At 49.9% G+C, this 26,763-nt stretch carries 27 protein-coding genes and 2 tRNA genes; 15 read left to right on the top strand and 14 right to left on the bottom strand.

Translation table 11 applies throughout. From position 1 onward, the window contains the following. Positions 1 to 2: 2 nt before the first annotated feature. Positions 3 to 2,027 (bottom strand): excinuclease ABC subunit UvrB, encoded by a 2,025-nt coding sequence (uvrB, locus tag J6J28_RS04240; protein ID WP_301720075.1) that lies wholly within the window; start codon positions 2,025 to 2,027, stop codon positions 3 to 5. Next, positions 2,027 to 3,385, bottom strand: coding sequence for an MATE family efflux transporter (locus tag J6J28_RS04235; RefSeq protein WP_301720074.1), 1,359 nt, complete (start codon positions 3,383 to 3,385; stop codon positions 2,027 to 2,029). Before J6J28_RS04235 ends, uvrB begins: the two co-directional genes overlap by 1 nt. 203 nt (positions 3,386 to 3,588) lie before the next feature. On the opposite strand from J6J28_RS04235, the gene J6J28_RS04230 reads away from it, so the two are divergent. The 3 genes from J6J28_RS04230 (at position 3,589) to J6J28_RS04220 (ending at position 5,495) form a co-directional block, all read left to right on the top strand. After that, complete coding sequence (locus J6J28_RS04230; RefSeq protein WP_301720073.1) at positions 3,589 to 4,773, top strand: pyridoxal phosphate-dependent aminotransferase; 1,185 nt, start codon at positions 3,589 to 3,591, stop codon at positions 4,771 to 4,773. A gap of 530 nt (positions 4,774 to 5,303) precedes the next feature. Continuing rightward, positions 5,304 to 5,380, top strand: a tRNA-Asn gene (locus J6J28_RS04225). A 38-nt stretch (positions 5,381 to 5,418) separates the two neighbouring features. Continuing rightward, positions 5,419 to 5,495: transfer RNA gene (locus J6J28_RS04220), tRNA-Asn, on the top strand. A 3-nt stretch (positions 5,496 to 5,498) separates the two neighbouring features. Here the strand turns inward: J6J28_RS04220 and J6J28_RS04215 are convergent. Continuing rightward, a complete protein-coding gene (locus tag J6J28_RS04215; RefSeq protein WP_301720072.1) occupies positions 5,499 to 6,575 on the bottom strand; it encodes a glycosyltransferase family protein in 1,077 nt (358 codons plus the stop codon). Positions 6,576 to 6,589: 14 nt separating this feature from the next. Further along, positions 6,590 to 7,114 (bottom strand): phosphatase PAP2 family protein, encoded by a 525-nt coding sequence (locus tag J6J28_RS04210; RefSeq protein ID WP_301720071.1) that lies wholly within the window; start codon positions 7,112 to 7,114, stop codon positions 6,590 to 6,592. 176 nt (positions 7,115 to 7,290) lie between these two features. Here J6J28_RS04210 and rsxA point away from each other — a divergent pair, with 176 nt between their 5' ends. The 10 genes from rsxA to J6J28_RS04160 are packed head-to-tail and all read left to right on the top strand — an operon-like array spanning position 7,291 to position 14,762. Then, complete coding sequence (gene rsxA, locus J6J28_RS04205) at positions 7,291 to 7,875, top strand: electron transport complex subunit RsxA (protein ID WP_126761478.1); 585 nt, start codon at positions 7,291 to 7,293, stop codon at positions 7,873 to 7,875. Further along, positions 7,872 to 8,435 carry an electron transport complex subunit RsxB gene (rsxB, locus tag J6J28_RS04200; RefSeq protein WP_301720070.1) on the top strand — a complete coding sequence of 188 codons (564 nt, stop codon included), beginning with the start codon at positions 7,872 to 7,874 and terminating at the stop codon, positions 8,433 to 8,435. Before rsxA ends, rsxB begins: the two co-directional genes overlap by 4 nt. Next, on the top strand, positions 8,435 to 10,042 hold the full coding sequence (gene rsxC, locus J6J28_RS04195; RefSeq protein ID WP_301720069.1) for an electron transport complex subunit RsxC: 1,608 nt from the start codon (positions 8,435 to 8,437) through the stop codon (positions 10,040 to 10,042). Before rsxB ends, rsxC begins: the two co-directional genes overlap by 1 nt. Further along, positions 10,039 to 11,097 carry an electron transport complex subunit RsxD gene (gene rsxD / locus J6J28_RS04190; protein ID WP_301720068.1) on the top strand — a complete coding sequence of 353 codons (1,059 nt, stop codon included), beginning with the start codon at positions 10,039 to 10,041 and terminating at the stop codon, positions 11,095 to 11,097. Before rsxC ends, rsxD begins: the two co-directional genes overlap by 4 nt. After that, positions 11,094 to 11,729 (top strand): electron transport complex subunit RsxG, encoded by a 636-nt coding sequence (gene rsxG / locus J6J28_RS04185; protein WP_301720067.1) that lies wholly within the window; start codon positions 11,094 to 11,096, stop codon positions 11,727 to 11,729. Before rsxD ends, rsxG begins: the two co-directional genes overlap by 4 nt. Beyond that, complete coding sequence (locus tag J6J28_RS04180) at positions 11,726 to 12,412, top strand: electron transport complex subunit E (protein ID WP_301720066.1); 687 nt, start codon at positions 11,726 to 11,728, stop codon at positions 12,410 to 12,412. The genes rsxG and J6J28_RS04180 overlap by 4 nt, the downstream gene beginning before the upstream one ends. Positions 12,413 to 12,427: 15 nt before the next feature. Then, positions 12,428 to 13,066: an endonuclease III gene (gene nth, locus J6J28_RS04175; RefSeq protein WP_301720065.1), complete on the top strand. Its 639-nt coding sequence runs from the start codon at positions 12,428 to 12,430 to the stop codon at positions 13,064 to 13,066. A 37-nt stretch (positions 13,067 to 13,103) separates the two neighbouring features. Then, the gene (gloA, locus tag J6J28_RS04170; protein WP_301720064.1) at positions 13,104 to 13,502 is read left to right on the top strand and encodes a lactoylglutathione lyase; all 399 of its coding nucleotides are present in this window, start codon (positions 13,104 to 13,106) and stop codon (positions 13,500 to 13,502) included. After that, positions 13,499 to 14,146, top strand: coding sequence for a ribonuclease T (gene rnt / locus J6J28_RS04165; protein WP_301720063.1), 648 nt, complete (start codon positions 13,499 to 13,501; stop codon positions 14,144 to 14,146). Before gloA ends, rnt begins: the two co-directional genes overlap by 4 nt. Positions 14,147 to 14,150: 4 nt before the next feature. Further along, the gene (locus J6J28_RS04160) at positions 14,151 to 14,762 is read left to right on the top strand and encodes a DUF2238 domain-containing protein (RefSeq protein ID WP_301720062.1); all 612 of its coding nucleotides are present in this window, start codon (positions 14,151 to 14,153) and stop codon (positions 14,760 to 14,762) included. Here J6J28_RS04160 and J6J28_RS04155 read toward each other — a convergent pair. From J6J28_RS04155 to J6J28_RS04140, 4 genes are all read right to left on the bottom strand, one after another. After that, the gene (locus J6J28_RS04155; protein ID WP_301720061.1) at positions 14,749 to 15,042 is read right to left on the bottom strand and encodes a HigA family addiction module antitoxin; all 294 of its coding nucleotides are present in this window, start codon (positions 15,040 to 15,042) and stop codon (positions 14,749 to 14,751) included. The genes J6J28_RS04160 and J6J28_RS04155 overlap by 14 nt on opposite strands. Further along, positions 15,042 to 15,320 carry a type II toxin-antitoxin system RelE/ParE family toxin gene (locus J6J28_RS04150; protein ID WP_301720060.1) on the bottom strand — a complete coding sequence of 93 codons (279 nt, stop codon included), beginning with the start codon at positions 15,318 to 15,320 and terminating at the stop codon, positions 15,042 to 15,044. The genes J6J28_RS04155 and J6J28_RS04150 overlap by 1 nt, the downstream gene beginning before the upstream one ends. Before the next feature lie 180 nt (positions 15,321 to 15,500). Beyond that, positions 15,501 to 15,680 (bottom strand): DUF6435 family protein, encoded by a 180-nt coding sequence (locus J6J28_RS04145; protein WP_301720059.1) that lies wholly within the window; start codon positions 15,678 to 15,680, stop codon positions 15,501 to 15,503. 65 nt (positions 15,681 to 15,745) lie between these two features. Next, positions 15,746 to 16,183, bottom strand: a complete 438-nt coding sequence (locus tag J6J28_RS04140) for a nucleoside deaminase (protein WP_301720058.1) — start codon at positions 16,181 to 16,183, stop codon at positions 15,746 to 15,748. A gap of 176 nt (positions 16,184 to 16,359) precedes the next feature. Here J6J28_RS04140 and J6J28_RS04135 point away from each other — a divergent pair, with 176 nt between their 5' ends. Next, positions 16,360 to 16,689 (top strand): DUF1330 domain-containing protein, encoded by a 330-nt coding sequence (locus tag J6J28_RS04135; RefSeq protein ID WP_301720057.1) that lies wholly within the window; start codon positions 16,360 to 16,362, stop codon positions 16,687 to 16,689. A gap of 33 nt (positions 16,690 to 16,722) precedes the next feature. Here J6J28_RS04135 and J6J28_RS04130 read toward each other — a convergent pair whose 3' ends face one another. From J6J28_RS04130 to J6J28_RS04105, 6 genes are all read right to left on the bottom strand, one after another. Further along, positions 16,723 to 18,003: an MFS transporter gene (locus J6J28_RS04130; protein WP_301720056.1), complete on the bottom strand. Its 1,281-nt coding sequence runs from the start codon at positions 18,001 to 18,003 to the stop codon at positions 16,723 to 16,725. Positions 18,004 to 18,152: 149 nt separating this feature from the next. Next, positions 18,153 to 19,442 carry a serine hydrolase domain-containing protein gene (locus J6J28_RS04125; protein WP_301720054.1) on the bottom strand — a complete coding sequence of 430 codons (1,290 nt, stop codon included), beginning with the start codon at positions 19,440 to 19,442 and terminating at the stop codon, positions 18,153 to 18,155. 319 nt (positions 19,443 to 19,761) lie between these two features. Continuing rightward, complete coding sequence (locus tag J6J28_RS04120) at positions 19,762 to 21,150, bottom strand: HNH endonuclease (protein WP_301720053.1); 1,389 nt, start codon at positions 21,148 to 21,150, stop codon at positions 19,762 to 19,764. A 226-nt stretch (positions 21,151 to 21,376) separates the two neighbouring features. Then, a complete protein-coding gene (locus J6J28_RS04115) occupies positions 21,377 to 22,378 on the bottom strand; it encodes a hypothetical protein (RefSeq protein ID WP_301720052.1) in 1,002 nt (333 codons plus the stop codon). Between the two features lie 372 nt (positions 22,379 to 22,750). Further along, on the bottom strand, positions 22,751 to 23,068 hold the full coding sequence (locus tag J6J28_RS04110; protein ID WP_301720051.1) for a hypothetical protein: 318 nt from the start codon (positions 23,066 to 23,068) through the stop codon (positions 22,751 to 22,753). 190 nt (positions 23,069 to 23,258) lie between these two features. Continuing rightward, a complete protein-coding gene (locus tag J6J28_RS04105) occupies positions 23,259 to 23,597 on the bottom strand; it encodes a thioredoxin family protein (protein ID WP_301720049.1) in 339 nt (112 codons plus the stop codon). A gap of 393 nt (positions 23,598 to 23,990) precedes the next feature. Here J6J28_RS04105 and J6J28_RS04100 point away from each other — a divergent pair, with 393 nt between their 5' ends. Beyond that, positions 23,991 to 26,762: a sensor domain-containing phosphodiesterase gene (locus J6J28_RS04100; RefSeq protein ID WP_301720048.1), complete on the top strand. Its 2,772-nt coding sequence runs from the start codon at positions 23,991 to 23,993 to the stop codon at positions 26,760 to 26,762. Position 26,763 lies beyond the last annotated feature (1 nt).

Below are 26,763 nucleotides of genomic sequence, written 5' to 3'. Positions count from 1 at the left end.
GCTTAACCCAACAGTTTCAAGCGTTCACGCAGCGCACCAACGTCATCTCGAAGCTGCGCCGCTTTCTCGAATTCAAGGTCTTTCGCGGCCTGGTACATTTCTTTTTCGGTACGCTCCAGCACTTTCATCAACGCGACCGGATCGTTCAGATTGACATCGTACTTCGCTTCCGCCTCGGCCACAGCTCGACGCTCATCATAGCTCTTACGCCGTTTTCTCGCGCCGCCTAAATCCATCACGTCAGTCACACCTTTGGTCAGCCCTTTCGGCGTAATACCATGTTCCAGGTTGTACGCCACCTGCTTCTCGCGGCGGCGATCCGTTTCATCAATCGCACGCTGCATCGAGCCGGTAATTTTGTCGCCATAAAGAATGGCTTTACCGTTGACGTTCCGCGCCGCCCGACCAATGGTCTGGATCAAGGCACGATCAGAGCGCAAGAAGCCTTCTTTGTCAGCGTCGAGAATCGCCACCAGACTAACTTCCGGCATGTCCAGACCTTCCCGCAGCAAGTTAATCCCGACCAGCACATCGAATTCACCCAAGCGCAAATCACGAATGATCTCCATACGCTCAACGGTGTCGATATCCGAATGCAGATAGCGAACTTTAATGCCATGCTCGTCCAGATAGTCGCTAAGGTCTTCCGCCATTTTCTTCGTTAGCGTGGTCGCTAATACGCGCTCTTTGCGCTCCACGCGCAGTCGTACTTCCGACATCAGATCATCAACCTGGGTGCCAACCGGACGCACTTCGATAACAGGGTCAATAAGCCCAGTCGGCCTTACCACTTGCTCGATAACCTCACCTGCGGATTTTTCAATCTCGTATTTGCCAGGGGTCGCTGAGACATAAATGGTTTGCGGTGCGATGGCTTCGAATTCGTTAAATTTCAACGGCCTGTTATCCAGTGCCGATGGCAAGCGGAAACCGTAATTCACCAGATTTTCTTTACGCGAGCGGTCGCCTTTGTACATGGCGCCCACTTGCGACACTGACACATGCGACTCATCGATGATCAGCAAGGCATCATCGGGCAGATAATCCAGTAAGGTCGGTGGCGGCTCGCCTGGCGCCCGCCCGGACAGATAGCGGGAATAGTTTTCGATACCCGAGCAATAGCCCAGCTCCAGCATCATTTCAATATCGTACTGAGTACGCTGGGAAATGCGCTGCTCTTCGATCAGCTTGTTAGCGTCCAGCAGTTCCTGCTTGCGGTCTTTAAGCTCTTCTTTGATTTGCTCAATGGCCTGCAAAATGGTTTCCCGCGGCGTCACGTAATGGGTCTTGGGGTAAATGGTCGCGCGGGCAACGTCAGCCTGTGTCACCTGCCCTGTCAGCGGCTCAAAAAAACTGATACGGTCGATTTCATCGTCGAACAGCTCAAGGCGCACGGCCATTTCTTCCGACTCCGCCGGGAAAATATCAATCACTTCGCCACGTACCCGGTAGGTGCCGCGTTCAAAGGCCGCGTCATTACGCTTGTATTGTAACTGCGCCAGGCGGCGCAGCACGTCGCGCTGGTCAATGATGTCACCGCGGCGCAGGTGCAGCATCATTTTCATGTAGGATTCAGGGTCACCCAAACCGTAAATACAGGACACCGACGCCACCAATACCACATCGCGGCGCTCCATCAGGGCTTTAGTCGCTGACAAGCGCATCTGCTCAATATGGTCATTAATCGAGGCGTCTTTCTCGATGAAGGTATCCGTGGTCGGCACATAAGCTTCGGGCTGATAATAATCGTAATACGAAACAAAATACTCTACCGCGTTGTTGGGAAAGAACTCTTTCATTTCCCCGTACAACTGCGCGGCCAATGTTTTATTGTGGGCCAGGATCAGCGTTGGCCGTTGCACCTGCTGAATGACATTGGCCATGGTGAAGGTTTTACCTGAGCCGGTCACCCCAAGTAAGGTTTGATGCGCAAGACCCGCTTCAAGATTATCGACCAGGCTTTCGATGGCCTTGGGCTGATCGCCTGCAGGTTGATATTCAGAGACTAATTCAAACGCACGTGCCATCAGGCAACCTCCTCGTTTCGTTGTTTCCGCAGTCCGGCCTGGAACCAGCGCCAGGCAATACCAGCAGTCAGCACATTGGCGACCACTCCACCGATGAACAGTCCGGGAATATCAGCAATCAGCGAGCCGATGTAACTCAGTGGTACGAACATAACGAATAACCGCACAATACTTAACGCCAGCGCCGACATCGGCTCGTGCATGGCGTTAAAACTGGAGTTCGTCAAAATAATGATGCCTTGCATACCGTAGCCCAAGGGCATGATGTAAAGAAATAACCGAATTAAGCGAGCCACTTCCGGGTCGTCGGTAAAAATTTGTGCGATATAAGGTGCGCCAACCGCCAGCACAACGTAAATCAGTAATTGCACCACAATGACACTGCGTAAGGCTGTGTTATAGGCATCGCGCACCCGCTCAAACTGCATAGCACCCAGATTCTGGCTAATCAGCGGCGGCAGACTCATCGACAGCGCCAGAATGATCACGCTGGCCAAGGATTCCAGCCGTGTTCCCACGCCAAAAGCCGCCACCGCAGGTGCGCCATAGGCTGCGATAATTGCGGTCATCACTGCCATCGCCAGTGGCGTCAGCATGTTCGCACCGGCCGCTGGCAGGCCAATGTTTAAAATCTGTTTGGCGGATTTCACCGGGTGCGCGTGTTCAGGTACCTTGAAACTGATTAAACCTTTGTAGTGCAGGTACCACAGCACTAACACCGTGCCAATAGACCAGCTCAGGACACTGGCCAGCGCCGCGCCCTGCACACCCATGGCGGGTATGGGGCCGAAGCCGAAAATTAAGATGGGGTCAAAAATAGCATTGAGCAAGCCGCCGGAGGCCATAATGATCGAAGGTGTGCGAGTATCCCCCGACGCCCGCAGCACCGCATTGCCGACCATAGGGATCACTAAAAAGGTCGCGCCCGCGAACCACAGGATCATGTACTCGTGGATCAGTGGCAATAACCGTTCTTGCGCTTGTAAGGCAGCGAAGATCGGATCCATAAGCAAGAAACCGAACAAGGATAAGCCAGCAACAAGGAGAGCGGAAACCGCCAGCGCAATCACGCCGTCGAAACGCGCATGAGCTTCATTGCCGGCACCGCGCTTACGTGCCAAAACCGCCGAAGTACCGACGCCTAAACCAATCGCCAGACTTACGACACTAAAGGTGACCGGAAAGGTAAAGCTCACTGCAGCCAGCGGATCTGTGCCAAGCATGCCGACGAAGAAGGTGTCGACCACGTTAAAACTGATCAGGGTCAGCACCCCAATCACCACAGGCCAGGTCATCTGCCAGAGCGTTGCCGGAATTGGATCATTTGTCAGTGATTTTGCCGATACTGCTGAGGCCATTCAGAGTTCCATTTAAACCAGTGGTTGCGCGTTCATTTTCAGTCGCACGGTCAGACGTATACGAAGTCAGCTAGTGTAACGGATTTCCCTGATTGACGCTATGTGGGGCAAAAAAGAATGGCCTGACCTCAGCGCCGATCATGGACATAAAAAGCGAAGGATCATATAGTAATGACCTTCATTTTGATCCACAGGAACGTGCCGTGAACTACCCATTATCCGATCGCATCAACGCAATACAACCTTCTCCAACACTCGCTGTGTCGCAAAAAGCCGCCGAGTTAAAAGCTGCGGGCCATGATGTTATTGGCCTTGGCGTTGGCGAGCCGGACTTCGATACCCCGGAGTTTATTAAAGACGCAGCCAAAGCTGCTATCGATGCAGGTCATACCAAGTACACGGCTGTGGATGGTATCACCGAGCTCAAGCAGGCGGTGATTGACAAGTTCAAGCGTGATAACGAGCTCACCTACAAGTTATCCGAGATCCTGATTTCTGCCGGCGGTAAGCACAGTATCTTTAACCTGTTAAGCGCCTGGCTGAATCCTGGCGATGAAGTGCTGGTTCCAGCTCCTTATTGGGTCTCGTATCCAGACATGGCAAAACTGGTCGGTGCTGAACCCAAGTTCATTCAGGCAGGTATTGAACAGCGCTATAAAATTACCCCGGAACAACTTGCTGCTGCGATTACACCGAAAACACGCCTGCTGTTTCTTAACAGCCCGTCTAACCCGACCGGCACCGCCTACACCAAAGAGGAACTGGCGGCGCTGGCCGAAGTGCTGCGTGAGCATCCGCAAATTCTTATCGCCAGTGACGATATGTACGAGCACATTCTGTGGGCTGACTTCCCGTTTGCCAATATCGCCATGGCAGCGCCAGATTTGCAGGACCGCATTATCCTGCTCTCAGGCGTATCTAAAGCTTATGCCATGACCGGTTGGCGTATCGGCTACGCAGCAGGACCGGCACCTATCATTGCGGCGATGAAGAAAATGCAATCGCAGAGTACTTCGAATCCTGCCAGCATCAGTCAGCATGCAGCACTGGCTGCCCTCACTGGCGATCAAAGCTGTATTACCGAAATGGTCCGCGCGTTTAAGCTGCGCCACGACTATCTGGTAAATGCCCTGAACGCAATTCCGGGCATGCGCTGCATTGAAGGCGACGGTACCTTCTACACCTTCGCCAATATTGAAGTAATGATGGCCGATAAAGGTTTGGCCGATGATGTTGAATGGTGCGAAGCGCTGTTGAAAGAAAATAAAGTGGCATTGGTGCCAGGTTCAGCATTCGGTGCGCCTGGACATTGCCGACTCTCGTTTGCGACGGATTTAGCGACACTCGAAGAGGCTGTTGCACGTATTACGGAATTCGCTAACAAGTAGAAGCCTTGTTCTACTTAGAATTTATTAGTTTAAAGGCCCGCAACCGGTTCGGTTTGCGGGCCTTTTTTGAGCCAAAAATTCACCACATGAATGAAGAAATGCACAACCCTTGTCGATTCAGTGTACAGCTAAAAATAAATAAAAAAATAATTTAGGGGTAGATCCGCAGTTTATCTCAACCTACTGTTTATAAAGAACTTATTTTTATAAACTCAAATTTTAATCAGCTCCGCAATCGCTCGCTACACAGCGTGATTTAAGGCTTCTCACATATCTGCCCACAAGGTTATCCACAGATTTAGTGGATAAGATCTGCTAGCCCATGACTGGCGTGACTTTGCCCTCACTGTGGATAACCGACAGCGATTGCGCATTATGCGTTATGTTATAGTGACCGTCATTTCGGTGGCTTGACAAAAAGTAATTTTTGCAGCCGTGAACAGAAAACGCGCAAACGCGCATTTTTACTATTGACAGGCCGCGCAGGCACCTTTAACATTCGCTCCCGTTGTTAGATGAGTTCGATGAGTTCCCCAGTAGCTCAGTTGGTTAGAGCGGTGGACTGTTAATCCATGTGTCGTTGGTTCGAATCCAACCTGGGGAGCCAACTCTCATCCTCACTAACACTATCCATACCCTTGCGATTCCCCAGTAGCTCAGTTGGTTAGAGCGGTGGACTGTTAATCCATGTGTCGTTGGTTCGAATCCAACCTGGGGAGCCAAAACTAGCTTCTCTGTAAACGCAAATCACTCCGTAATAGATCACGATAATCACTTTGATCCGCCTGCCGCCATAAGCGCCGGCTCAACTCCGCTACCGACTGTTCTGCACCACCAGCAAGCCAGGCCGCAATTTCACTGGCGACATCAGGCCAAAAGCACTGCTTCCGTTCCGTAAGGGCGAACCAGTCCGTTAAGCCTTGCGGTGTCAGTTCATTCATTTGCGTTGCTAAGCCAAGTTCGGCCAAACAGCGGGCATTAGCAAGTTGCTCAAACTGACCGCCCAGCGGCCGCACCAGCAGCTTTTTACCGTACGCGAGAGCTTCACAGCTGGTTTCGAAGCCAGCATTGCTAATGACTCCTCCAGCTTTGACAAATTGTTCGGCGAAGCGCTGCCGTGATGGTGGGTAGTAATCAATGCCCGCAATCTTCTGCCGCTTCGCATCTGGATGAAACACACTAAAGCGGTAGTGTGGGAATTTTGCTAACAGCCGATGCACACTGACCAACGACTCAAACGGTAAGTACACCAAGTAATGGTCTTCCTCTACCTGCCCTGTCAGAGCCCGGTGATGCACGATAGGTGGCAAAATATGATTGCCATCTGCAACCCAGTGCATGCCGACCACATCTGTTGCCGGTGCGAACCAGCGGATCAGCTGTTGATACAACCAGGGCAAACGCAGGCTTTGCGTACGTTTGTAGAACGCATATTGCCGGCCCATGCCTATGCACCGCTTGTTTTGCCGGCGCGCGGCCCAGGCGACCACCGGCTCGTAGTCAGTAACCACCAGATCATACGGACTCAGGTCGAGTTCAGTGACATCGCGCCAGAATTGTTTCCAGTCGTTTTGCGATAGGGTTTTGCGCACGTCAATCTGGCCTTTTTGTACCGCAAAGGACAGCCCTTTGCGCCACTGCCAGTTTGGAAATGCCTCCATGTCGAAGAAATGCTCAGGAGCGCGCCCGGAAACCAGATAGTCAACCTCGACCGAGGGGTGCTGCTGCAATGCTTCTGCAAGCGCCGTACAACGACTTAAATGGCCATTTCCAGTGCCTTGGATACCCAGTAATATCTTCATCAGTAAAGCTCCAGTTAATTCGTGAACAGCAATGCCAGGTAGGCTAAGGTGGTGCCTAAGATGGCACCGGCGCCAATATCTCCCGGATAATGAACACCCAGTAAAACGCGTGAAATCCCAACCATGCTCGCCCAGATGATCCAGATCGGTGTCCAGGCGGGATAGAAACTGCTGGCAATGCCAGCGAATAAAAATGCGGCGGTGGTATGGCCCGAGGGAAAACTAAATTGGTCGTGAGCCTGTATCACCGAAGTGATGGAAAGTGTCTGATAGGGCCGTGGACGCTTTAAGCAGCGTTTGATCGCGATAAATAAGGGAATTTCAATACTGAAACCGATCGCGAGAGCCAGGGAAAATGATCCGCCCGACTCTGGCGCCGTAGCACTTAGCAAGAAGGCGATAAGCGCGTAACAGTAGCCGTCCCCTGAACGCGACACTAAGCGTATCCAGCTCTGCCGCTGAAAGCGCTGCGACCGTGCGCAACACCAGCAGAACCAGAGTTGGTCGTAACGACTCAACGTAGCTAACCAGCGAACCATAACAGGCTCCTTCGTTCCTGTTGTTGCCGCTAATTTACGCCGACAAAATGGCAGATTTGCTACACCACCATGAAGATTCGGTGACAAACTCAAATAACACTACAGTCTATCGGTTGTTTCAAAGCGCTAAACATTCGATAATACGCAAGATTTAATAGCAAACTTGGGCGATTCAAATGGGTGAGTATTTGCTACTTCTGGTAGCGACAGTACTGGTCAATAATTTTGTCTTGGTGAAATTCCTCGGTTTATGCCCTTTCATGGGGGTCTCAAACAAGCTGGAAACCGCCATTGGTATGTCCGCGGCAACCACCTTTGTGCTGACGCTGGCATCGGTGTGCAGCTACCTGGTCAATCATTATTTACTGGCGCCTTTTGACTTGCTTGCTTTGCAGACCCTGAGTTTCATTCTGGTAATTGCCGTAGTGGTGCAATTCACCGAAATGGTCGTGCATAAAACCAGCCCGACGCTGTACCGGTTACTGGGCATTTTCTTACCCTTGATCACCACCAACTGTGCGGTGCTGGGTGTGGCGTTACTAAATATTAATGAACAGCATAACTTTATTGAGTCCATTGTTTATGGATTTGGTGCGGCCATCGGTTTTTCTCTGGTTCTTATTTTGTTCTCTGCCTTACGCGAGCGTCTGGCCGCAGCTGATGTCCCTCTGCCCTTTAAAGGCGCAGCGGTGGGCATGATCACTGCGGGACTGATGTCGTTAGCGTTTATGGGCTTTAGTGGATTGGTGACCTTGTCATGAGCATTGTTACTGCGCTGATCGCAATTGGCGTACTGGCGCTGATCTTTGGTTTGGTGCTCGGCTTTGCCGCGGTGCGGTTCCGGGTGGAAAGCGATCCCATCGTTGACCAGATCGATTCCATATTACCGCAAACCCAGTGTGGCCAGTGCGGCTATCCGGGCTGTCGGCCTTATGCGGAGGCAATTGCCAACGGTGATGACATTAATAAATGTCCTCCAGGCGGTGAAGCCACCATCAAAGCCCTGGCTGACTTGTTAGGTGTTGAGGCTAAACCTCTCGATGCTGCGCACGGTGTCGAAGACGTCAAAAAGGTTGCGGTGATTCGCGAAGACGAATGCATTGGTTGCACCAAGTGCATCCAGGCCTGCCCGGTGGATGCCATACTGGGCTCTGCCAAGCACATGCACACGGTCATTGCCCACGAATGCACAGGCTGTGACCTTTGTGTCGAGCCCTGCCCTGTCGATTGTATCGACATGGTGGCCCTGCCCACCCGTCCGGAAAACTGGCAGTGGGATATGCAACAAATTCCTGTGCAAATTGTGGAGGCGAAGTCCTGATGTCCGCAGCTTCTAAAAAAGCTATCGAAGCAGGTCAAATCTGGTCCTTTCCGGGCGGCATTCATCCGCCGGAGCGCAAAGAGCTATCCAACCAGTCCCCCATTCGCCAGATGCCGCTGGCGGCAAGTTATATGGTGCCGATCAAACAGCACATAGGTGCGCCCGGTGAGATCTGCGTTGCCGTTGGCGACACTGTCTTGCGCGGACAGCCACTGACACAGTCGCAAACCGGTCAAGGCTTACCGGTGCATGCCCCCACCTCTGGCACCGTCACAGCCATTGGTCCCGGTCGTATTGCGCACCCGTCCGGGATGGCAGATGTAGTCATCCGTATTCGCGCCGACGGCAGAGATGATGCCATGCCGGCTCAGGGGCTGACCGACTACACTCAGGTTTCTCCGGCTGAACTGCTCGATACCATTCGCCTGGCAGGCGTGGCTGGCTTAGGTGGCGCAGGCTTCCCGACGGCGCAAAAGCTGGCCCTACAACGCCCTATTGATTACCTGATTATTAATGGCGTGGAATGTGAACCCTACATCAGCGCCGACGACCGACTGATGCGCGAGCATGCCGAAACCATCATTGATGGCTCTGAGATACTGCTGCATCTGGCGGGGTGTGACAAAGGCCTGATTGCCATTGAAGACAACAAGCCCGAAGCCATCGCGGTCATGAAAGAAGCCCTCGCCGACCACCCGCATTTTAGTTTGCGCGTAGTCCCAACCAAATACCCTTCAGGTGGCGAGAAACAACTGATCCAGATGCTCACCGGGCGCCAGGTGCCGAGCCGTGGACTGCCGATTGATATTGGTCTGATCATGCAAAACGTCGGCACAGCTTACGCGGTCAGCCGCGCTGTTCGTCACGGCGAAGCCCTGACGGAACGGGTGGTGACGGTGACTGGCGAGGCTGTTGCTAAGCCGGGCAACTACTGGGTTCGTATCGGCACACCGGTTGCCCATGTATTGCACCAGGCAGGCTTTCAGGCCACTGGCGAAGAACAACGGGTGATCATGGGCGGGCCGATGATGGGCTTTACCCTGCCCGATGTGGACGTGCCGGTGGTCAAAATCACCAACTGCCTGCTGATCCCAAGTGTTACCGAACTGGCTCCAGCGCAACAGGAAATGGCCTGTATCCGTTGTGGTGCCTGCTCCGATGTCTGTCCTGCAGAACTGCTGCCACAGCAATTGCAGTGGCTGGCCAAAGCCAAAGACCATGACGGCCTTGAGCAACAAAACCTGTTCGACTGTATTGAATGCGGTGCCTGCGCCTATGTCTGCCCCAGCGAGATACCCTTGGTGCATTATTACCGCAAGGCCAAGGCCGAAATCCGCAACATCGCCCGTGAAAAAGCCAAAGCTGAGATTGCGCGCGAGCGTTTCGAGGCACGTAATGAGCGGCTTGAGCGGGAAAAAGAAGAACGCTTAGAGCGCCATCGTAAAGCTGCTGAAGCGCGTAAACAAGCTCAGGCCGAGCAAGTCAAAGCCGGCGGCGAGAATCCGCAGGACGCAGTACAGGCGGCAATTGCCCGTGCCAAAGCTCGCAAAGCAGCGCAGCAGAAAGCCGCTGCTGAGAATCAGTCATCGAACGAGGACAACTCATGACCTTCAAACTCGCTGCGTCGCCGCACAGCCATCAACGCCGCACCACGCAACAGGTCATGCGTTGGGTTTACCTGGCCTTGATTCCCGGCGTAATGACGCTAATTTACTTCTTTGGCTGGGGCGTGATCTGGCAGCTGTTACTGGCCATTGCCACGGCCTGGACTGCTGAAGCTCTGTGTATGATGCTGCGCGGCCGTCCGGTTGAATCGGCCTGGCGCGACCATACCGCGTTGGTGACAGCGGTGTTGCTGGCGATCAGTATTCCCGGCTTTGCGCCCTGGTGGATTATCGTCATAGGTACCGCTTTCTCAATTATTATCGTCAAGCATGTTTATGGCGGCGTGGGTCAGAACATTTTCAATCCTGCCATGGCCGGTTACGTAGTGCTGCTGATAAGCTTCCCCGTGCAAATGACCAGCTGGCCGTTACCGGTGCAGCTCAGTCAGGTTGATCTCAGCTTTCTTGATAGCGCGGTACTGATTTTCACCGGCTACACACCAAGCGGCTACGATATTGAACAGCTGCGCATGGGTGCTGACGGCATGACCATGGCCACGCCCCTGGACAGCCTGCGTACCGCACTCAATCATCAGCTCACCATTGACGAAGCACTGCAGCAACCCATCTTTGGTAGCTTTGCCGGCCTCGGCTGGCAGTGGGTCAATGCCGCCTTTTTGCTCGGCGGACTCGTGTTACTAAAAGTACGGGTGATCAGCTGGCACATCCCGGTCGGTATGCTGTTGGGTCTTGCGGTTCCCGCCGCGCTGGCCTGGCTGTTCAGCCCTGACCAAAGTGTGTCGCCGGTGTTGCATCTGTTTAGCGGCGCGACCATGCTCGGCGCCTTCTTTATCGCGACGGATCCCGTCACTGCGGCAACGTCGAAGCGCGGGCGTCTGTATTTTGGCCTGCTAATCGGCTTTTTAGTCTTTGCGATTCGCACCTGGGGCGGCTACCCCGATGCGGTAGCCTTCGCGGTCCTGCTCGCCAATATGACCGTGCCGATCATCGATAAATACACGCAGCCAGTGGTATATGGCCATGGAGGACGCACATGATTGCTCGTAGTATGCAACGCAACGGACTCATTCTGGCCGCTTTCGCTGTAGTGGCGACTCTGCTGGTGATGCTGACGGCACGGCTGACTGCCGAGCCGATCGCCCGCGAGCAGCAACGCGAACTGCTACAGGTCTTGAATCAACTGATCCCGGCGCAGGCGCACGACAACGATTTGTACGCCAGTTGCCGTTTAATCGAGGCGCCGGAGCTGGCCACTGGGCCAACGCCTATGTATCTGGCTACTCAAGACGGCCAACCTGCCGCAGCTGCTATTGAAGTGGTGGCGCAGAATGGCTATTCCGGTGGCATTCGTTTGCTGGTGGCCATGAACTGGGATAACACTGTGGCCGGCGTACGCGTGCTGCAGCATCAGGAAACGCCTGGTTTAGGTGATAAAATTGAACGCCGTAAAAGTGACTGGATCACCAGCTTCGAAGGCATGACAGTGACAGGTCCGGATGACCAGCGCTGGGCCGTACAACGCGACGGCGGTGTCTTTGATCAGTTTACCGGTGCTACTATTACCCCAAGGGCAGTAGTTCAGGCAGTAGCACGTACAGTGACTGCTTTTAAACGCAACAAAGACCAATGGCGCCAACAAACCCTTGAGTGTGGAGGCCAATCGTCATGAATTATAAAGAAATTACCTGGCAAGGACTCTGGGAAAATAACCCGGCACTGGTACAGCTACTCGGCTTGTGCCCGTTGCTGGCCGTAACCGCGACCGTTACCAACGCCTTAGGCTTAGGATTAGCGACTTTACTGGTGCTGATCGGCTCCAACATCACCGTGTCTCTGGTCCGCGAGTGGGTGCCAAAGGAAATCCGTATTCCGGTGTTTGTAATGGTCATTGCCACCTTTGTCACCGTCATCCAGTTACTGATGAACGCCTATGTGTATGGCTTGTACCAGTCACTGGGTATTTTTATTCCACTGATTGTTACCAACTGTGCCATTATCGGTCGCGCGGAAGCCTTTGCCTCGAAGAATCCATGGCGCCGCTCCGCCTATGACGGCTTAATGATGGGGCTTGGTTTTACGCTGGTGCTGGTGGTTCTCGGTGGCATCCGCGAAGTACTCGGCAACGGCACCTTATTTGATGGTGCCGAATTATTATTGGGCGATTGGGCCGCTGCTCTACGTATTGAGCTGTTTGCTGTAGATTACCCCTTACTGCTGGCGATCTTGCCACCGGGCGCATTTATCGCCATGGGCTTTATTATCGCCATCAAAAATGCCATTGACCATTACCGCGAACAGCGCGCCACCAAGCCGGCGAAAGAAGTCACGCGGGTGCGAGTCACGGCTCAATAAGCGTTAAGCAAAACTATGAATAAACAAAAACGTATAGAGATACTAAAACGCCTGCGGGAGAACAATCCAAACCCCACTACGGAGCTTGAATTCGATTCAAGCTTTGAGCTGTTGATTGCGGTCATGCTCTCAGCGCAGGCCACCGATGTCGGTGTCAACAAAGCCACGCGTAAGCTTTTCCCTGCCGCCAACACTCCTGCAGCTATGTTGGAGCTTGGTGTCGATGGCGTTAAAGACTACATTAAAACCATTGGCTTATTTAATGCCAAAGCCGAAAATGTCATCAAAACCTGTAAGATTCTGGTCGACAAACACGACGGCGAAGTGCCCGAAGACCGTGCCGCCTTAGAAGCTCTGCCGGGCGTTGGCCGTAAGACCGCCAACGTGGTGCTCAATACCGCCTTCGGTTGGCCGACCATTGCCGTGGATACCCATATCTTTCGCGTTTCCAACCGTACCAAATTTGCCACGGGTAAAACCGTACGGGCGGTAGAAGATAAGCTGGAAAAAGTGATCCCCGCCGAATTTAAGGTGGATGCGCATCACTGGTTTATTCTGCACGGCCGGTACACCTGTATCGCCCGTAAACCACGATGCGGCAGCTGTATTATTGAAGACTTATGCGAGTATAAAGATAAAACGTCGGACGACTAAGTTCCGACACTGAATTCAGATAAGTAAGGAGTACGCTATGCGAATGCTACACACCATGTTACGTGTCGGCGACCTGGACCGCTCCATCAAGTTTTACACTGAACTGATGGGTATGAAACTGCTGCGCCAGAAAGACAACGAAGAGTACACTTACACCCTGGCGTTCGTCGGTTATGGCGATGAAAAAGACCACACGGTGCTTGAGCTGACCTACAACTGGGACCAAAGCGAATACGATCTCGGCGAAGGTTTTGGCCACATCGCCATTGGTGTCGACGACATTTATGCCTTATGCGAAGACTTAGAAGACAAAGGTGCTGACGTGTACCGCAAGCCTGGTCCAGTCAAAGGTGGTAAAACCGTGATCGCCTTCGTCCGCGATCCGGACGGCTACGCCATTGAGCTAATTGAACGTAAAGAAAGCGACGATTTATGAGCGAGCCCGGACCGAGCTTAATGAAGCAGCGTTTCCGTGGCTACCTGCCCGTGGTCATCGATGTTGAAACCGCAGGGTTTAACGCCAATACGGATGCGCTGCTGGAAATTGCCGCCGTCACCCTGGAGTTCGATGAAGAGGGCTGGCTGCACCCGGCCGAACGTATTCATTACCACGTCGCCCCCTTTGACGGCGCCAACATCGAGCAGGCCGCGATCGACTTTAACGGTATCGACCCCCACTCGCCGCTGCGCGGTGCTGTGCCGGAAGACGAAGCCTTAAAGGAAATGTTTAAACCGATCCGCAAAGCACAAAAAGAAGCGGGCTGTCAGCGCTGCGTGCTGGTCGGTCATAATGCGACCTTCGATTTAGGCTTCCTCATGGCTGCCGCCGAGCGTAGCGCGCTAAAACGTAATCCGTTTCATCCGTTTGTCACCTTCGATACCGCTGCGCTGGCAGCGCTCACGCTGGGTCAGACGGTACTCATTAAAGCTTGTCAGGAAGCCGGTATCGCTTTCGATAGTAAACAAGCACACTCGGCCTTGTACGATACCGAGCGCACCGCAGAGCTGTTCTGCTGGATGGTTAACCGCTACAAAAACGTGGGTGGCTGGCCGCTAAACCCGCAGCCTTCTAAGGACTAAAACAATGACCACATCAGGCAATTCCTGGCAGTACCGAATCCCACATTTTCTCGCTGTCATTATTATTGCCACCATGGTGTGGTCCTACATTAACCCGGCGGATGTTACTGTCTGGTGGGCAGAAATGGTGCCGATCATCGCCATATTTGCAGGATTATTGGCAACTTTCGGCAAGTTTCGCTTCAGTAATACCAGTTATCTGTTAATGAGCGTGCTGCTCATTCTGCATACCATTGGCGCCCATTACACTTTTGCTAATGTTCCTTTTGACTGGATCACCGACTTCTTCGGCTTCGAGCGCAATCACTACGATCGCATCGCCCACTTTAGTGTCGGTTTTTATGCCTACCCGGCAGCTGAGTTACTGGTTCGCAAACAGTGGGCACGACCGGTCACAGCCGTGTTCTTCGGCCTGTTTTTCATTATGGCCGTGGCTGCTGCTTATGAAATTATCGAATGGCAGTTTGCCGTCATCGAAGGCGGCAACGCCGGCATCGAATTCCTCGGTTCTCAGGGTGACGTCTGGGATGCCCAGAAAGACATGCTGGCCGACACCTTAGGTGCGATTTTAGCCTTGGTACTGTTCGGCTTTTCTCGCTGGGTTAAACCGCGCTGAAGTCGATAGGCTGGACGTTTTCGAGTTGTGTCTTACGAGCAGCATGCCAGAGATCATAGGTGTGCTGCATTGCCAGCCAGCTCTCTGGGCTTCGCCCTACCGCTTTTGAAAGTCGCAATGCCATTTCCGGACTCACGCCGCTTTGGCACTTCAAAATACGATTGAGCGTCGAAGGTGCGACGTTTAGTTTACCCGCTAAATACCGACAACTCAGGTTATACGGCACCATATACGTCGCAGAAATAAACTCCCCCGGATGAGCAGGGTTATGCATGACCATTAATGATAATCCTCGTAATTCAGCAAATAAACATTGCCGGCTCGAAACTCGAACGTTAATCGCCAATTGCCGCTAACCTTGATAGACCACCTATGTGAACTTTCGCCTTTCAGACGGTGTAAACGATAACCAGGTAACTGTAGATCAGTGATGAATAAAGCTGTATCCAGAGCAACAAGCTGCATTCGTAATCTGGCGGCATGTTTATATTGAATTCCTGCGGTGCTACCTGTTCGATAGAACTCCGCTAAACCTTTGTGCTTTATTGTGAGGATCATAGTTTAATGTTGCGCGTTGCGCAACACAACAATGCTATATTGATGCAGCTGCGCTGATCTAAGGTAATTAAATCTTAACTAAATCAAGCAACTCTAAATATGGGGTGAACATTTATATAGAAGTAATTTATTCCCAAAGCTAGCCGTGGGATATCGGCGCGGTAAACCCGCGCCTATCGTCTACTTCTGTTTGGCTTCCAGCGCCTGAATTTTCTTCCACAGTTCATCCGCTTCCTGGCTGATATCCGAACTACCGCGGATATCGCCATTGCGTTGCATTTCCATGGCTTTTTGCTGAAGTTGCTGCAGCTGTTTACGCATTTTCTTGGTTGGGTTCGACTTAAATAATCCAAACATCATGATTTCCCCTTAAGAGTTTGGATTAGTTACGCTAAAACCCTCGCAATAGTTCGCTAGCTGCAACACTATTCGCCGATATCTTCAAACCAAAGTTCGGGCTTGTCGTTGATAAATGTTGTCATCAGCTCGATACAGGTTGGGTCCTGCAACACTTCAACTTTGACGCCAGCTGCGCGCAGGCGCTCTTCAGCGCCCATAAAGGTCTGGTTTTCACCCACCACGACGTGCGGGATGCCGTACAACTCAATGGCACCTGAACACATACAGCAAGGTGAGAGCGTGGTATAAATCACGCACTCTTTATAGACAGAAGCGGGCTGCCGTCCAGCATCAGCAAAGGCATCCATTTCGCCATGCAGAATAGGGCTGCCGCTTTGCACACGACGATTATGCCCGCGACCAATAATCTTACCCTGATGCACAAGGACCGAGCCAATCGGCACACCGCCCTCTTCCAGTCCTTTTTTCGCCTCGTCGATGGCGGCTTGCATGAAATTGTCCATTTGCGGTGCTTTCTCCTTTAATTCATTTTGATAAGAATACTGTGCAAAATCATAGCCCAACATAGCGCGACACTTAAAATAGATCGAGCAGTATATTGCCAACGCTGATTTACGTTAATGCGACAGGCTCATGAATTATAGGTATCATCGAACAAAACCAACAAGGAGCTTCACCCATGCCTGTTTACGCACTTAATCTTTTTGATATTGCGAACAAAGACGAATACCTCGCCTATGCACGTCGTTCTGCGAAAGAAGTTGAAACCCACGGCGGCAAAGTGATCTCACTCGGCAAGTTCAGAGAAGCCGCACAAGGCGACATCACCCCGCGCACCGTGCTAATCCTGGTTGAGTGGGAGTCAAAAGAAGCCTTCGAGAGTTACTGCGATGATCCTGCGCTTGCCGACCTGCACCCGCATCGCGAGAACGGCACCAGTAACTACATCTGGCACCTGTTTGATAAGCTGGATGATTTGCGGCCATTGTTGAAAGTTAGCGATGAATGAAAGATAGCGATAAATGACAGCAGCGAGCGAGCATCACGACTCACCTTTATTGTCCTCTTGCTCAATGCTCGCCGTCTCCAGCGGCTCCCCTTCTTCATCCTGAAGCTGATAGTCAAAGGCCGCTTGAAGGCCGGTCTCATCTTCAGGTATACCCGTCTCCTCTTCACTATGGCCAGGATAAAATGGCGATATCAGCGCGATAACAATTCCCACCGCTGCAAAGATAGAGAAACTTTCGGCATAACCAAGCTCACCGACGAGCACGCCGACAAGAGGCGCCCCTGCTGCCTGGCCTAAGGCACACGCCAAAAAGGGCAACACAGGTCCCATCGACACACGTCCCGGCAATAAGCGAATACCCGTCATTAAGTAAAGTCCGGTTAAACTCATATAGGACAAGCCAAAGATAAAGGCCGAAAAAACAGCAAGATAGACTTGACTTGGGCTGGCGGCCAACAAAGTTAAACTGGTGGTTAACATCATCAGCATAAGTGCGTGCGTAATAGCAGGATTATTTCTGTCTGCGAGGTCACTGACAATTGCTCCGCCTAAGCCTGCAATACCTAATGCCAACCATAACCAACCACTTTGGCTGGATGATAATGAGCCCAAATTGGTGGCTAAATCCGGCGCAAACGTCCAGTAAGCTGAAGCAATAAAGCCCATGGCGAAAGCAAACAAGGCTAGCTTTAACAGACGCCACCACTGCCTAACGGTAATTTTGGGGGGCGGCGCTGCATTTGCGGGAGTGAGCCTGGAAATCGAGGGAATCAAATACCAGGCAAGAACAACACCAAGAATGGCTATTAGCGTGAATGATAAATAGGCATAGCGCCATGCACCGACTAAAAATAGGACAGCCGGCACAGAGAGCACGACACCAACGCTAGTCCCCGCATTCATGACTGAGCTGACGCGCCCATGGATAGAACGATCGACCAACGCCTGCATAGCCGAGGTTAACGCTGGCATCATTAATCCGGTACAGATCCCACAGGCGAAGACTCCTATGCCGAGACTAATCGGGCCAGTGGCCTGACTAATGAGAGCCAGACCGAGAACACTAAACGAAGCCGATAAAACGGTGGTGTTACGCGCACCAAAGTATTTGGTGACTAAGGGGGCAACCAAACTGACGATGACGAAACTGATCAAAGGAAGCGCGGCGATAACACCGATGGTATTAGCGCTTATGCCAAGGTCATCGCGTATTTGCGGTATAAACAAACCAAACGCAAAGCGAGCTAAACCAAAGCTTATGGCAATGAGGATAGCGCCGATCAGCGCAAAGCGCATGCCTGAGATTTGTGCCATCCTCCCCTCCTAAGTTGTTCCTCGGAAGTGGCAGTGTTCGTTGAGTTCATAGTGACGCGCTCTCATCACGAAGGGCTTGCACTAGTTATAGTTTGCGACTCACAACACTGCAATGTCTCAATCCAAGTTACCTCCATCACCTCGGGAGCTTACAGGTGACCTAACACCTCGATTTGCTGTTTCGCATGCTCGGTTGCAGAAGCCGGAAACTGTTGAACGATGTACTCGTAGAGCTTTATCGCTTGTGCTGCGCGGCCGCGTTGTTCGTCAGCCAAATAATCAGCAGTCTTGGTCAGCTCGCGAAGTTCATTAGAGAAATCATAGGTCGCGCGCTCGTTGCTGGAGATATCGGCATACCACTGCATGGCGTTTTCATAGCCATCATAGAAGATGCGGGTCCGAAGATTCATGTAGATAGAGGCTAGCGGAACGCTATATTCATTGCCTCGCAAAATGGCATCGATAGCGTTGGTCAAACTTCCAACATTGAAGTTCTTATTATTGGTCAGCAATAGCACCGTAAACTGCTCACCAGGGTTGTGATACAACGAGGATTCAAAATTATAGCTGGAGCCATGATGATAATGGTAAACCAAGGTTTCGCCATCAAAAAGACTATGCCCTAGTGGCGTTTGCTCACCGTTGTAGCCAGCGAATAGCTCATACAGCGAGTCTTTACTGATCAACTGGTACGAGTGCAGGCCCTCCACCCAACGATATAAGTCTTTGGCTGTCAGTTGCACCCAGCCTGACATATAAGGGGTGTAGTCGTCTTCGATGAACCTGTTATTAAATGCTTTGGCGAACTTTTCAGCGTCAGCCGCCAGATCGATGTCAGCGGAATCCATCGCAAGTGGCGCGAGCATGTACTGTTCAACGAATTCGTTAAACGATGTACCTGAGACTTTTTCGACAATGCGTTTACGCAAAAACACGTTGTGGTTGTTATAGCCGTATGCTGTTCCTGGCTCAAAGTCGAGTTGTTCCAATGTCTGCAGAAACTGCCACACGTCATCATCCAGCGGTTCTGTTGGATAATCTGGCGCAGGCAACCCGCTGGTGTATTGGATAAGGTTGCGGATGCTCACACGCTCAGACCATGGCGGCAGTTCAGGGAAGTAATCAGAAACTTTGTCGTCCAGTGACAGCTTGCCTTGCTCTTTGAGCATCATCAGAGCAACACCGTCGAACTCTTTTGCCATGGAGCCAATGTTGAAACGTAAATCCATTTTCAACGTTTGCTTTTGACTGCCGTCGGCAAAACCTATGGCGTTTTCGTAAACGACAGTACCCTTCTCGGCCACCAGTACATTACCGTTAAAAATACCACGCGCATGCGCTTCATTCATGAGTGCATGTATTTTCTCAGCTTTGCTTTGCGCGAGCGCACTGCCGCTTGCAAGAAGACACGCAATCAGCGCGATGAATAGACTTTTCATTATTTTTGTTGCCTGATTTGATAAAAAATTGTGACCACTCTACCAGAAAAGTCTACAGCAACTGGTAAGGCCTGACCCCCAACGTGAGTGACCACACCCTCGGAGGCATTTCGCCCAAACAATTAACGCGAGCGGTTCATTAACTCTGCGAATAACTGCTGCTTAAAATGGGGGGATTACAGGCGCAACTGTCCCCTAGTTTGCCAGCAGGCCATCTTGGGAAGTTTCGTTGCGTATCCTTCCTGAAATTACGGGGTGCTGCTCACGTATTCCATTTAGTCTAGGTTTTCAATATCTATCGCAGCCTCTTTACTAGCGATTAATCTCTATTTTTTCGCCACGGACAAGTTCCGGCAAACTCTTGTGGGTGAAAAAGCTTTTGAGTTTGTGGATTTGTCCGCCTAATAACTTCTCGACCATTAATATTTGAAACCTTCACTCGTTGGGCAAAAGTATTACCAAACTCATCTTCGGTCTTTACTTCGACCTCAAATACTTTATCCGACCACTCTTGCTCTATAACGTCATCTGCATAAAAACCAATAAAACCTTCATTCAGCGCTAAATCAGCTGACTCTTGCCTAGAAATATGAAAAAGCTCGGTGTGATTGTGTTCATCAGAGTCAATTACGCCCCAAGAATAAGGCTTAGAATCAAGTTGTTGTCCGTTCAAAAAGTAAAGCTCTTCATTCCATTTAGGATACTTTCTGATTCTCGTTTCGAGCTCGCCAATCACGAAGTAGTTTTGGTCGGCTAATGGAACTATACTTTTTTTAACTTTGCTAACACTACGCACATCGCAACCATGATTCCAGAGCGCTACTTTGTAAATTAACGCGCTTATATTTCCAAACCCGAACCATATGCCGGTTCCGTCAAGCCAAACCCCTTTTCCTCCAACTATTTGCAATTGCCCTTGTTCCGGTTTTTTTGTTTGCGAAGAGTCTAAATAGATCGCACAATCTCCGTGCGTAAAATCTCCTTCAATCTCAACATCAATCGCCTTTGAATAGTCGATAGCACTTTGTCTTACAATAAGACGTTCCTGATTAACAATGATATGAAACGGCGGAACATGCATGTTTAATCGGTTGATTTTTAAAGTGGAGTTTTCCTCATTCTTAATAGCATCAAATACCACATTGCGAAGCCCGCTCTTAATAACCAAACGCCTACCTTCTTGCTCAACGTCCCAAATGTCAGTGGAGCCAATCCACTCATTGTCTATTATTTCGAATAACTTACTTCCCTTCTGGTCGAAAAAGATCCCCGTCACTAAGTAGCGCCCAGTAAATTTATCTTTCCTGTATGAAAGTACGTCAGCCCCGTCGATATTTATTATTGATTGATGTTCGATGAATCGGCTCGCACCTATCTTAACCTGAAGGTTTTGATAATGATTTACAAAATACTCTGTATCACGAGGAGGAGCAGTACGTTCCTCTCTCTGAATTTGCTCATACTTCCGCTGAACAACTTCTTTTGGTATTCGCCCTTTGGTGACGTTTGTGTGACAAGTTGGACAAAGCAACGCTATGCGATCAGCGCTATGTTCTTTTGCATCCTTGAACTCAGGTAAGATATGTTCATATTGATAAATAGCGTTTCGACATACCACACAGCCGAACTTTGAGCGTTGACGAACTTCCCGCTTTACCTTCGCAGGAATCTGCCGTTTGAGTCCAAATTGATTCTTCTCTGATGCCATAAAGCTACCTAAATCACCTCGGCGCGACGGTTTCCAGTTAAGAGTTGCTGCGTCAAAGCTCTTTTCTCATACTTTAACGCACTGAATTTTAACCTTAACGCTTCCGCCTCCTGGTAAGGCCTAATTTTTCTAAACACCTTCTAAACGCCTATTATACTAGCGCTCACAACAGCGGTTCGAAAAGATAGAGATTCCCATGCTGACATAGCAAGAACTGCTTCTCTTGTTAGCTAGATTCACTCCCTCCACTTATGGCTCTTGAAATCTCAATAATTTTGAGAGGAGATTCTGAACCTGCTTCAGAGTCGATGTAACCAGATGCACTTGATGCAAAAATCGAACGCGTAGTTTCGGTCAGCACTGCATTGCGAGTATCATCATCACTTGCAGCTGCTGAAAACGCTTGAAAAGTTTGCAATGAAAGAGCTCTATGGCGATTTGTAACTGCTTGATGCATGAGAGCTTTGTATATGCGGCCGCACCATAAAGTAGCCGTAAATAAAACAACTAATATGATGATTCGCGCGCCAAATTTCTGCGCAGCTTGCCAGGGACTATCAGTCGGTTCAGATATCCACCATAACAAAACTGCGAATCCAATTGTCGCCAAAGCTAGTACCGCTGTTACAATCAACCAATTCTCGGCACTACTTTTTAATGTTGAAGACTCACCATCAAAATCTTTCGTAAACACAGCTGCCCCAGCGGAAGCGGAAGCTTCTCTTGCTTTTACAACGATCTCGTTAATTTCATTATGTTTGGATTCGATATCGCTTTTGGCAGATTCGACTAGGTCATTGGCTTCTCGAACAGACGAAGTCAAGACCGAGATATTTTGTGCCACATCGCCTTTTTGATAAGCCAGAAATGGAATCCAAGGTGTAGCAATCGTATAAAAGTTGTCAGCCTGATTGTGGATCTCGTGAACTAATTGGTCTCTAATTTGGACTGGTGTGCCCTGATCCAATGAAAAGTTATTGAGATTTTTCAGTACCTCATTAACTTGATTTAACGCCTGATGAATTTGCTTTACAGCTTGATCTGTCAGGTACTCTAAAGGAAGAATATCCAAGTGTTTGATGATGGCAAAGATTCTATCTAAATCCTCTCTGGCGTCTTCAAAGTTAATTGAGCCCCAGTCATTTCTCGTCACTAGCTCGTCAGTTTTAAACTCTAGAGTTCTTTGAATGGTCTCGTTTAATGGAGCTACAGTCTCTTCTTTTGCCATCTTAAAGTCCTCTTAGAGTTTCTAAGGCTAACTAACATTTGTATATTGTGAGTGGAAACTATGCTGCTCGAACAATTTAAATTTTTAGACATTAGTTTGCCGAAAATAGTAAAAAGTTTATTCCCTGACACTCTCTAAATAAAAAAGGATTGGATATGCTTAGCTCGCGCTAAGGCGCACTATTCTAATTTATTTTTTCTGTGTTTTTAACACTAAACGACTTAAACAAACAGGACAATAACAAAATTCAAAATGTTGTTGAGTGAAGCGCGCCGGAGATCGTTGGCGTGACACAATACTAATAACAAGATGGCTGGTCACTAGTTAAAGCAAGTCGAAAGTTGAAGGTTTGCTCTTCGCTCAGCCCCGCCATTACCGCCGGGCCTGCCGTGACTCAATCTCCACGACTTTACTGCCGGAGAAGAGGACTGTGACGTAATGCTCACCGCCGATATCGCCGCGAACGATGTAGGACCAAGCTTCGGCTGAAACTCCACCACGACCGTTTCCGCTATTGACGCCGAGGGATTGCCAATTGCGCCTGTCGGGGTTACCAATTTTGTCCACGACCTCAATTTTGGTCATACCACAACGGATCAGATCGCCACCCTTGATACGAAATGAACAACTTTCTGCGGGGGTTGAATAAAAAGCTAAGATGCTAGCGAGAACAATTAAGGAACGCTGCACGACAAACTCTCCATGTAAGCCTTAAAAACAGAACTTTAACTTTTTAATTACATGGTTGCAATTATACAAAGCTCATAATTCTTAACTGACACCAGAAGTGGTCAGAAGCGTACGTTAACGTCCTTGTTTCAGGCTGACTTCGAGTGCCGTGGGGAAATCAAACCGAAAATACACGCCTCCTCACGGGCTCTTAGCTGAGGTTCGACATCAACTGGCGAACCTCGTCAGCGCGCAGTGGCCTCACCACACGATCCACTTCCTTGCCGTCGCGCAGGAGTATCAGTGTCGGCCAAAGCTTGACCTTGAACGCCCGGCCAAGTCGTTTGCCCTTGCCGTCATAGATTTTAATGTGGCGCAGCTCTGGGTGTTCAGAGACAACTTCTGTTATTGCAGGGGCTGCAGCCTTACAGTGTCCACACCAGGGGGCTCCGAATTCAAGTAAAACGTCGCCGGACAACTCGCTGACTTCTGCAAATGTGAATGTTTCTTCTGCGTAATCAGAATTTGAACTTATGTCGTTGATGCTCATGCTAGTTATGCCCCGCTATGTTTGAACGATTCCTCAATGAGCTAAATCGTAACTTGCTGAGATAGTTTACTGAGAAAGTTTAGCCGTCGATGGTAAAAATAATACTGTGTTCCACTCTAGACCAGGATAAAACATTGATTTTTATTTTATTAATCCAAGCAAGAATAACCCTTCATTTAACGTGGTTTTATGGCTGCTTGCCGAAAACAAATCGCCACCGTCAGAGATCTTGTATATGTTAATAAAATTAATTTAGAAAAAACTAATCCTTTTACGGAACCAACTTCGTATCAATAAAGCTTAGGAAATTAAGCGGATTAGTGGAGCTGGAAGAGCGCATTACTTGCGGTTAAAGAAGTCTCCAGTCCAACTCAGTTGGAAAAGAGAATTTTTATGCAGCAATATTCGTATACCTTCAAGGATGAGGAAGCGTTTAAAAACTTTATTAATGACAACGCTTTGCGCGAACATAGCGGACTATTGCAGATCCTTTCAAGCCGTCGACGGCATGAGGTGAAGCCATTTCTTCGTTTGCTCAAAGAGTATCTGCCAGGTTTCTCACTATTTGGTGCGTCCACCGCCGGTGAGATCATTCAGGGTCAGATCGCCGAACAAACTTTGCTACTGAATTTCCTGGTATTCGAACAAGGAACAACGGCCAGCCTCGTCCGTTTAGAGGACCATTCACCTGCTCAATTATCGGTACTAAAAGATAAGTTAGACGGCGTACGACCAGACGTGATGATTATGTTTGCCAATCCCCTGGCGGACTGTCCGGAGAAGTTTGTCACAGAGCTCAAACAGCGCCTCCCCTCAACCATTATTGCCGGCGGTAATGCCGCGGATAATTTTGAGTTTAACGAGACCTACACCATATTGGGCGAACAGATCTTCACCAGCGGCTCCGTTATGGCTATCTTGTCTGGTGATAACTTGATGGCAAGGCAAGAATCGATAACAGGTTGGAGTGGCGTTGGTCCTCAGTTCACCGTCACCAAAGCTGAAGATAACGTGCTGTATGAACTGGATGATGAGCCTATCTCTCAGATTTACGAAAACTATCTGGGCAAACTTACCTTAGACAACTTACCCATTAGTGTGATGGAGTTTCCTTTCCTGGTTCAGCGACCCAAAATGAGTGTTCTTCGCTCAGCTATTGGCCGGATTGATGATGGTATTGCCTTTGGCGGTAAATTTGAGGTCGGCGACAAAGTTATGCTGTCTTTTGCCGATCCACAGGAGCTGATAAATCAAACACCGGCATATGAAGCCGCAGCCGACGTCGCCACACTGATATTCTCTTGTGCTGCCAGAAAGTCGTATCTTGATAGCGATGTCAGTCTTGAAATGTCTAAGGTGGGCCGCGACCTCAAGGCAAGCGGGGGCTTCTTTTTCGGTGAATATTATACCGCGGACAGTGACTTCCACATGCTCAACCTGAGCACGACCCTGCTGTTTTTATCGGAAGGTCAGGAGTTACCTGAAGCGACAACTGACACCACTCAAAAACGCCTTGAACCCAGCGCTTTAAAATCACTAGCGCACCTGTCCAGAACAACGGCCCGCGAGCTGCAAGACACCATTAACTTTCTCGAGCAACAACAAAAAGCGCTTAATTATAATTCCATCGTCTCTATTACAGATACGCAAGGCAAAATCACCTATGTGAACGAAAAATTCGAGGAGGTCAGTGGCTATAGCCGAGATGAGTTAATTGGCAACACTCATGCGCTGGTACGCCATCCTGACACCCCTGATAAGGTGTTCGCTAACTTATGGCGTTCCATTAACAGTGGCAAGCCCTGGAAAGGCCTGATAAAGAACAGACGCAAGAATGGGCGCTCTTATTATGTGCAAACCGCCATTGTCCCCATTATCGGCGAAAACAACCTGATCCAGGAGTTTCTAAGCATCAGAAATGATGTCTCCAATATCGTCGAAGCGCGGCGCACCATCCAGGAACAAAGCCACGACCCGCTGACCGGGCTACCTAATCGGGTGAAACTACTGATGGACCTGCAAAAACAGGAGACCAGTAAAGTCGGCGTTTTTGACGTACGTAATTTGAAAATTATCAATGAATACTGGGGCATAAGCCATGGCGATAAACTGATCAAAAGCATTGCCACTGCCCTGCATAAAGCCGCCAAAAAGTATGACCTCAATGTTTATCATCTCTCTGGTGCATCGTTCAGTATCAGAATGAACGCTGGATGCGATGAATCGCAATTTAATAAAATCTGCGAGGATCTAAAAAACGAGCTGGAAGAAATTGTCTATCAGGTCGATGACGATATACACGAAGTCTTTTTCTGCGTCGGTATAGGCGAGTCTTATGCCAAATCAATGATCCTGGCAGAGAGTGCCTTGGATGAGGCGAAACACTGCGACTACGGCTCACAGATTGTGGCAAAGACGGAGCAAAACGATGTCAAAGCTTCTTACTTTTGGATTGAAGAGGTCAAATCGGCATTAAAAGAGGACCGCTTGGTTCCATTTTTTCAGGAAATCAGAGCCGTAAATTGTTCTGAACATAGTCGTAAATTTGAAGCTTTGGCACGGGTAAAAATGCCAAACGGTGAATTTCTGGTTCCCGGGTTATTTCTCGACTCATTAAAAAAAACGCCCTACTACGGCGTACTCACACGTACCATGTTCAGTAAATCAATGGCAACGCTGGCCCTTCATAACTGTAAAATATCTATCAATCTGTCGATACGGGATATCCTTAATGAAGCCACCACCGAATTCATATTAAGGGAGCTCCACCGCAGTGGTGGCGAGCGGGTGATTTTTGAAATTACGGAAAGTGAAGCCATTCAGGAATTTGCCGCAGTGAAAGACTTCTTTGGTAGTCTTCGCGCGGCTGGGGCCGCCATTGCGATTGATGATTTTGGCAGTGGCTACTCGAACTTTGCCTATCTGGTGGAACTTAAGCCTGAGTTTATAAAAATCGACGGCTCAATCATCAAAAAGATTGCTGAGGATGACAGCAGCCGCAAGATAACCAAGAGCATTATCGACATGGCGCATAGCCTTGGTATTAAAACCATCGCCGAGTTCGTTAGCGACGCAGAAATCTATCAAATCCTGGAGTGGCTCAACATCGATTTCGTGCAAGGCTATTACATTTCCAAGCCCAAAGAGAGCCTGGAAGAGATCTAGG

The sequence above is a fragment of the Pseudidiomarina terrestris genome, from assembly GCF_030466375.1.
In the GTDB taxonomy this organism is placed as follows: domain Bacteria; phylum Pseudomonadota; class Gammaproteobacteria; order Enterobacterales; family Alteromonadaceae; genus Pseudidiomarina; species Pseudidiomarina terrestris.
This window is presented reverse-complemented; position numbering and strand designations above follow the sequence as displayed.

Bases quoted from the DNA above. Each gene is read 5' to 3' on its own strand.
- J6J28_RS04135 (WP_301720057.1), top strand. From the start codon at position 16,360: ATGCCTGTTTACGCACTTAATCTTTTTGATATTGCGAACAAAGACGAA.
- J6J28_RS04130 (WP_301720056.1), bottom strand. From the start codon at position 18,003: ATGGCACAAATCTCAGGCATGCGCTTTGCGCTGATCGGCGCTATCCTC.
- rsxG (WP_301720067.1), top strand. From the start codon at position 11,094: ATGATTGCTCGTAGTATGCAACGCAACGGACTCATTCTGGCCGCTTTC.
- J6J28_RS04125 (WP_301720054.1), bottom strand. From the start codon at position 19,442: ATGAAAAGTCTATTCATCGCGCTGATTGCGTGTCTTCTTGCAAGCGGC.
- J6J28_RS04140 (WP_301720058.1), bottom strand. From the start codon at position 16,183: ATGGACAATTTCATGCAAGCCGCCATCGACGAGGCGAAAAAAGGACTG.
- J6J28_RS04120 (WP_301720053.1), bottom strand. From the start codon at position 21,150: ATGGCATCAGAGAAGAATCAATTTGGACTCAAACGGCAGATTCCTGCG.
- J6J28_RS04180 (WP_301720066.1), top strand. From the start codon at position 11,726: ATGAATTATAAAGAAATTACCTGGCAAGGACTCTGGGAAAATAACCCG.
- rsxB (WP_301720070.1), top strand. From the start codon at position 7,872: ATGAGCATTGTTACTGCGCTGATCGCAATTGGCGTACTGGCGCTGATC.
- J6J28_RS04235 (WP_301720074.1), bottom strand. From the start codon at position 3,385: ATGGCCTCAGCAGTATCGGCAAAATCACTGACAAATGATCCAATTCCG.
- J6J28_RS04155 (WP_301720061.1), bottom strand. From the start codon at position 15,042: ATGGTCATGCATAACCCTGCTCATCCGGGGGAGTTTATTTCTGCGACG.
- gloA (WP_301720064.1), top strand. From the start codon at position 13,104: ATGCGAATGCTACACACCATGTTACGTGTCGGCGACCTGGACCGCTCC.
- J6J28_RS04215 (WP_301720072.1), bottom strand. From the start codon at position 6,575: ATGAAGATATTACTGGGTATCCAAGGCACTGGAAATGGCCATTTAAGT.
- uvrB (WP_301720075.1), bottom strand. From the start codon at position 2,027: ATGGCACGTGCGTTTGAATTAGTCTCTGAATATCAACCTGCAGGCGAT.
- J6J28_RS04160 (WP_301720062.1), top strand. From the start codon at position 14,151: ATGACCACATCAGGCAATTCCTGGCAGTACCGAATCCCACATTTTCTC.
- rsxA (WP_126761478.1), top strand. From the start codon at position 7,291: ATGGGTGAGTATTTGCTACTTCTGGTAGCGACAGTACTGGTCAATAAT.
- nth (WP_301720065.1), top strand. From the start codon at position 12,428: ATGAATAAACAAAAACGTATAGAGATACTAAAACGCCTGCGGGAGAAC.
- rnt (WP_301720063.1), top strand. From the start codon at position 13,499: ATGAGCGAGCCCGGACCGAGCTTAATGAAGCAGCGTTTCCGTGGCTAC.
- J6J28_RS04105 (WP_301720049.1), bottom strand. From the start codon at position 23,597: ATGAGCATCAACGACATAAGTTCAAATTCTGATTACGCAGAAGAAACA.
- J6J28_RS04115 (WP_301720052.1), bottom strand. From the start codon at position 22,378: ATGGCAAAAGAAGAGACTGTAGCTCCATTAAACGAGACCATTCAAAGA.
- rsxC (WP_301720069.1), top strand. From the start codon at position 8,435: ATGTCCGCAGCTTCTAAAAAAGCTATCGAAGCAGGTCAAATCTGGTCC.
- J6J28_RS04150 (WP_301720060.1), bottom strand. From the start codon at position 15,320: ATGATCCTCACAATAAAGCACAAAGGTTTAGCGGAGTTCTATCGAACA.
- J6J28_RS04100 (WP_301720048.1), top strand. From the start codon at position 23,991: ATGCAGCAATATTCGTATACCTTCAAGGATGAGGAAGCGTTTAAAAAC.
- J6J28_RS04210 (WP_301720071.1), bottom strand. From the start codon at position 7,114: ATGGTTCGCTGGTTAGCTACGTTGAGTCGTTACGACCAACTCTGGTTC.
- rsxD (WP_301720068.1), top strand. From the start codon at position 10,039: ATGACCTTCAAACTCGCTGCGTCGCCGCACAGCCATCAACGCCGCACC.
- J6J28_RS04145 (WP_301720059.1), bottom strand. From the start codon at position 15,680: ATGATGTTTGGATTATTTAAGTCGAACCCAACCAAGAAAATGCGTAAA.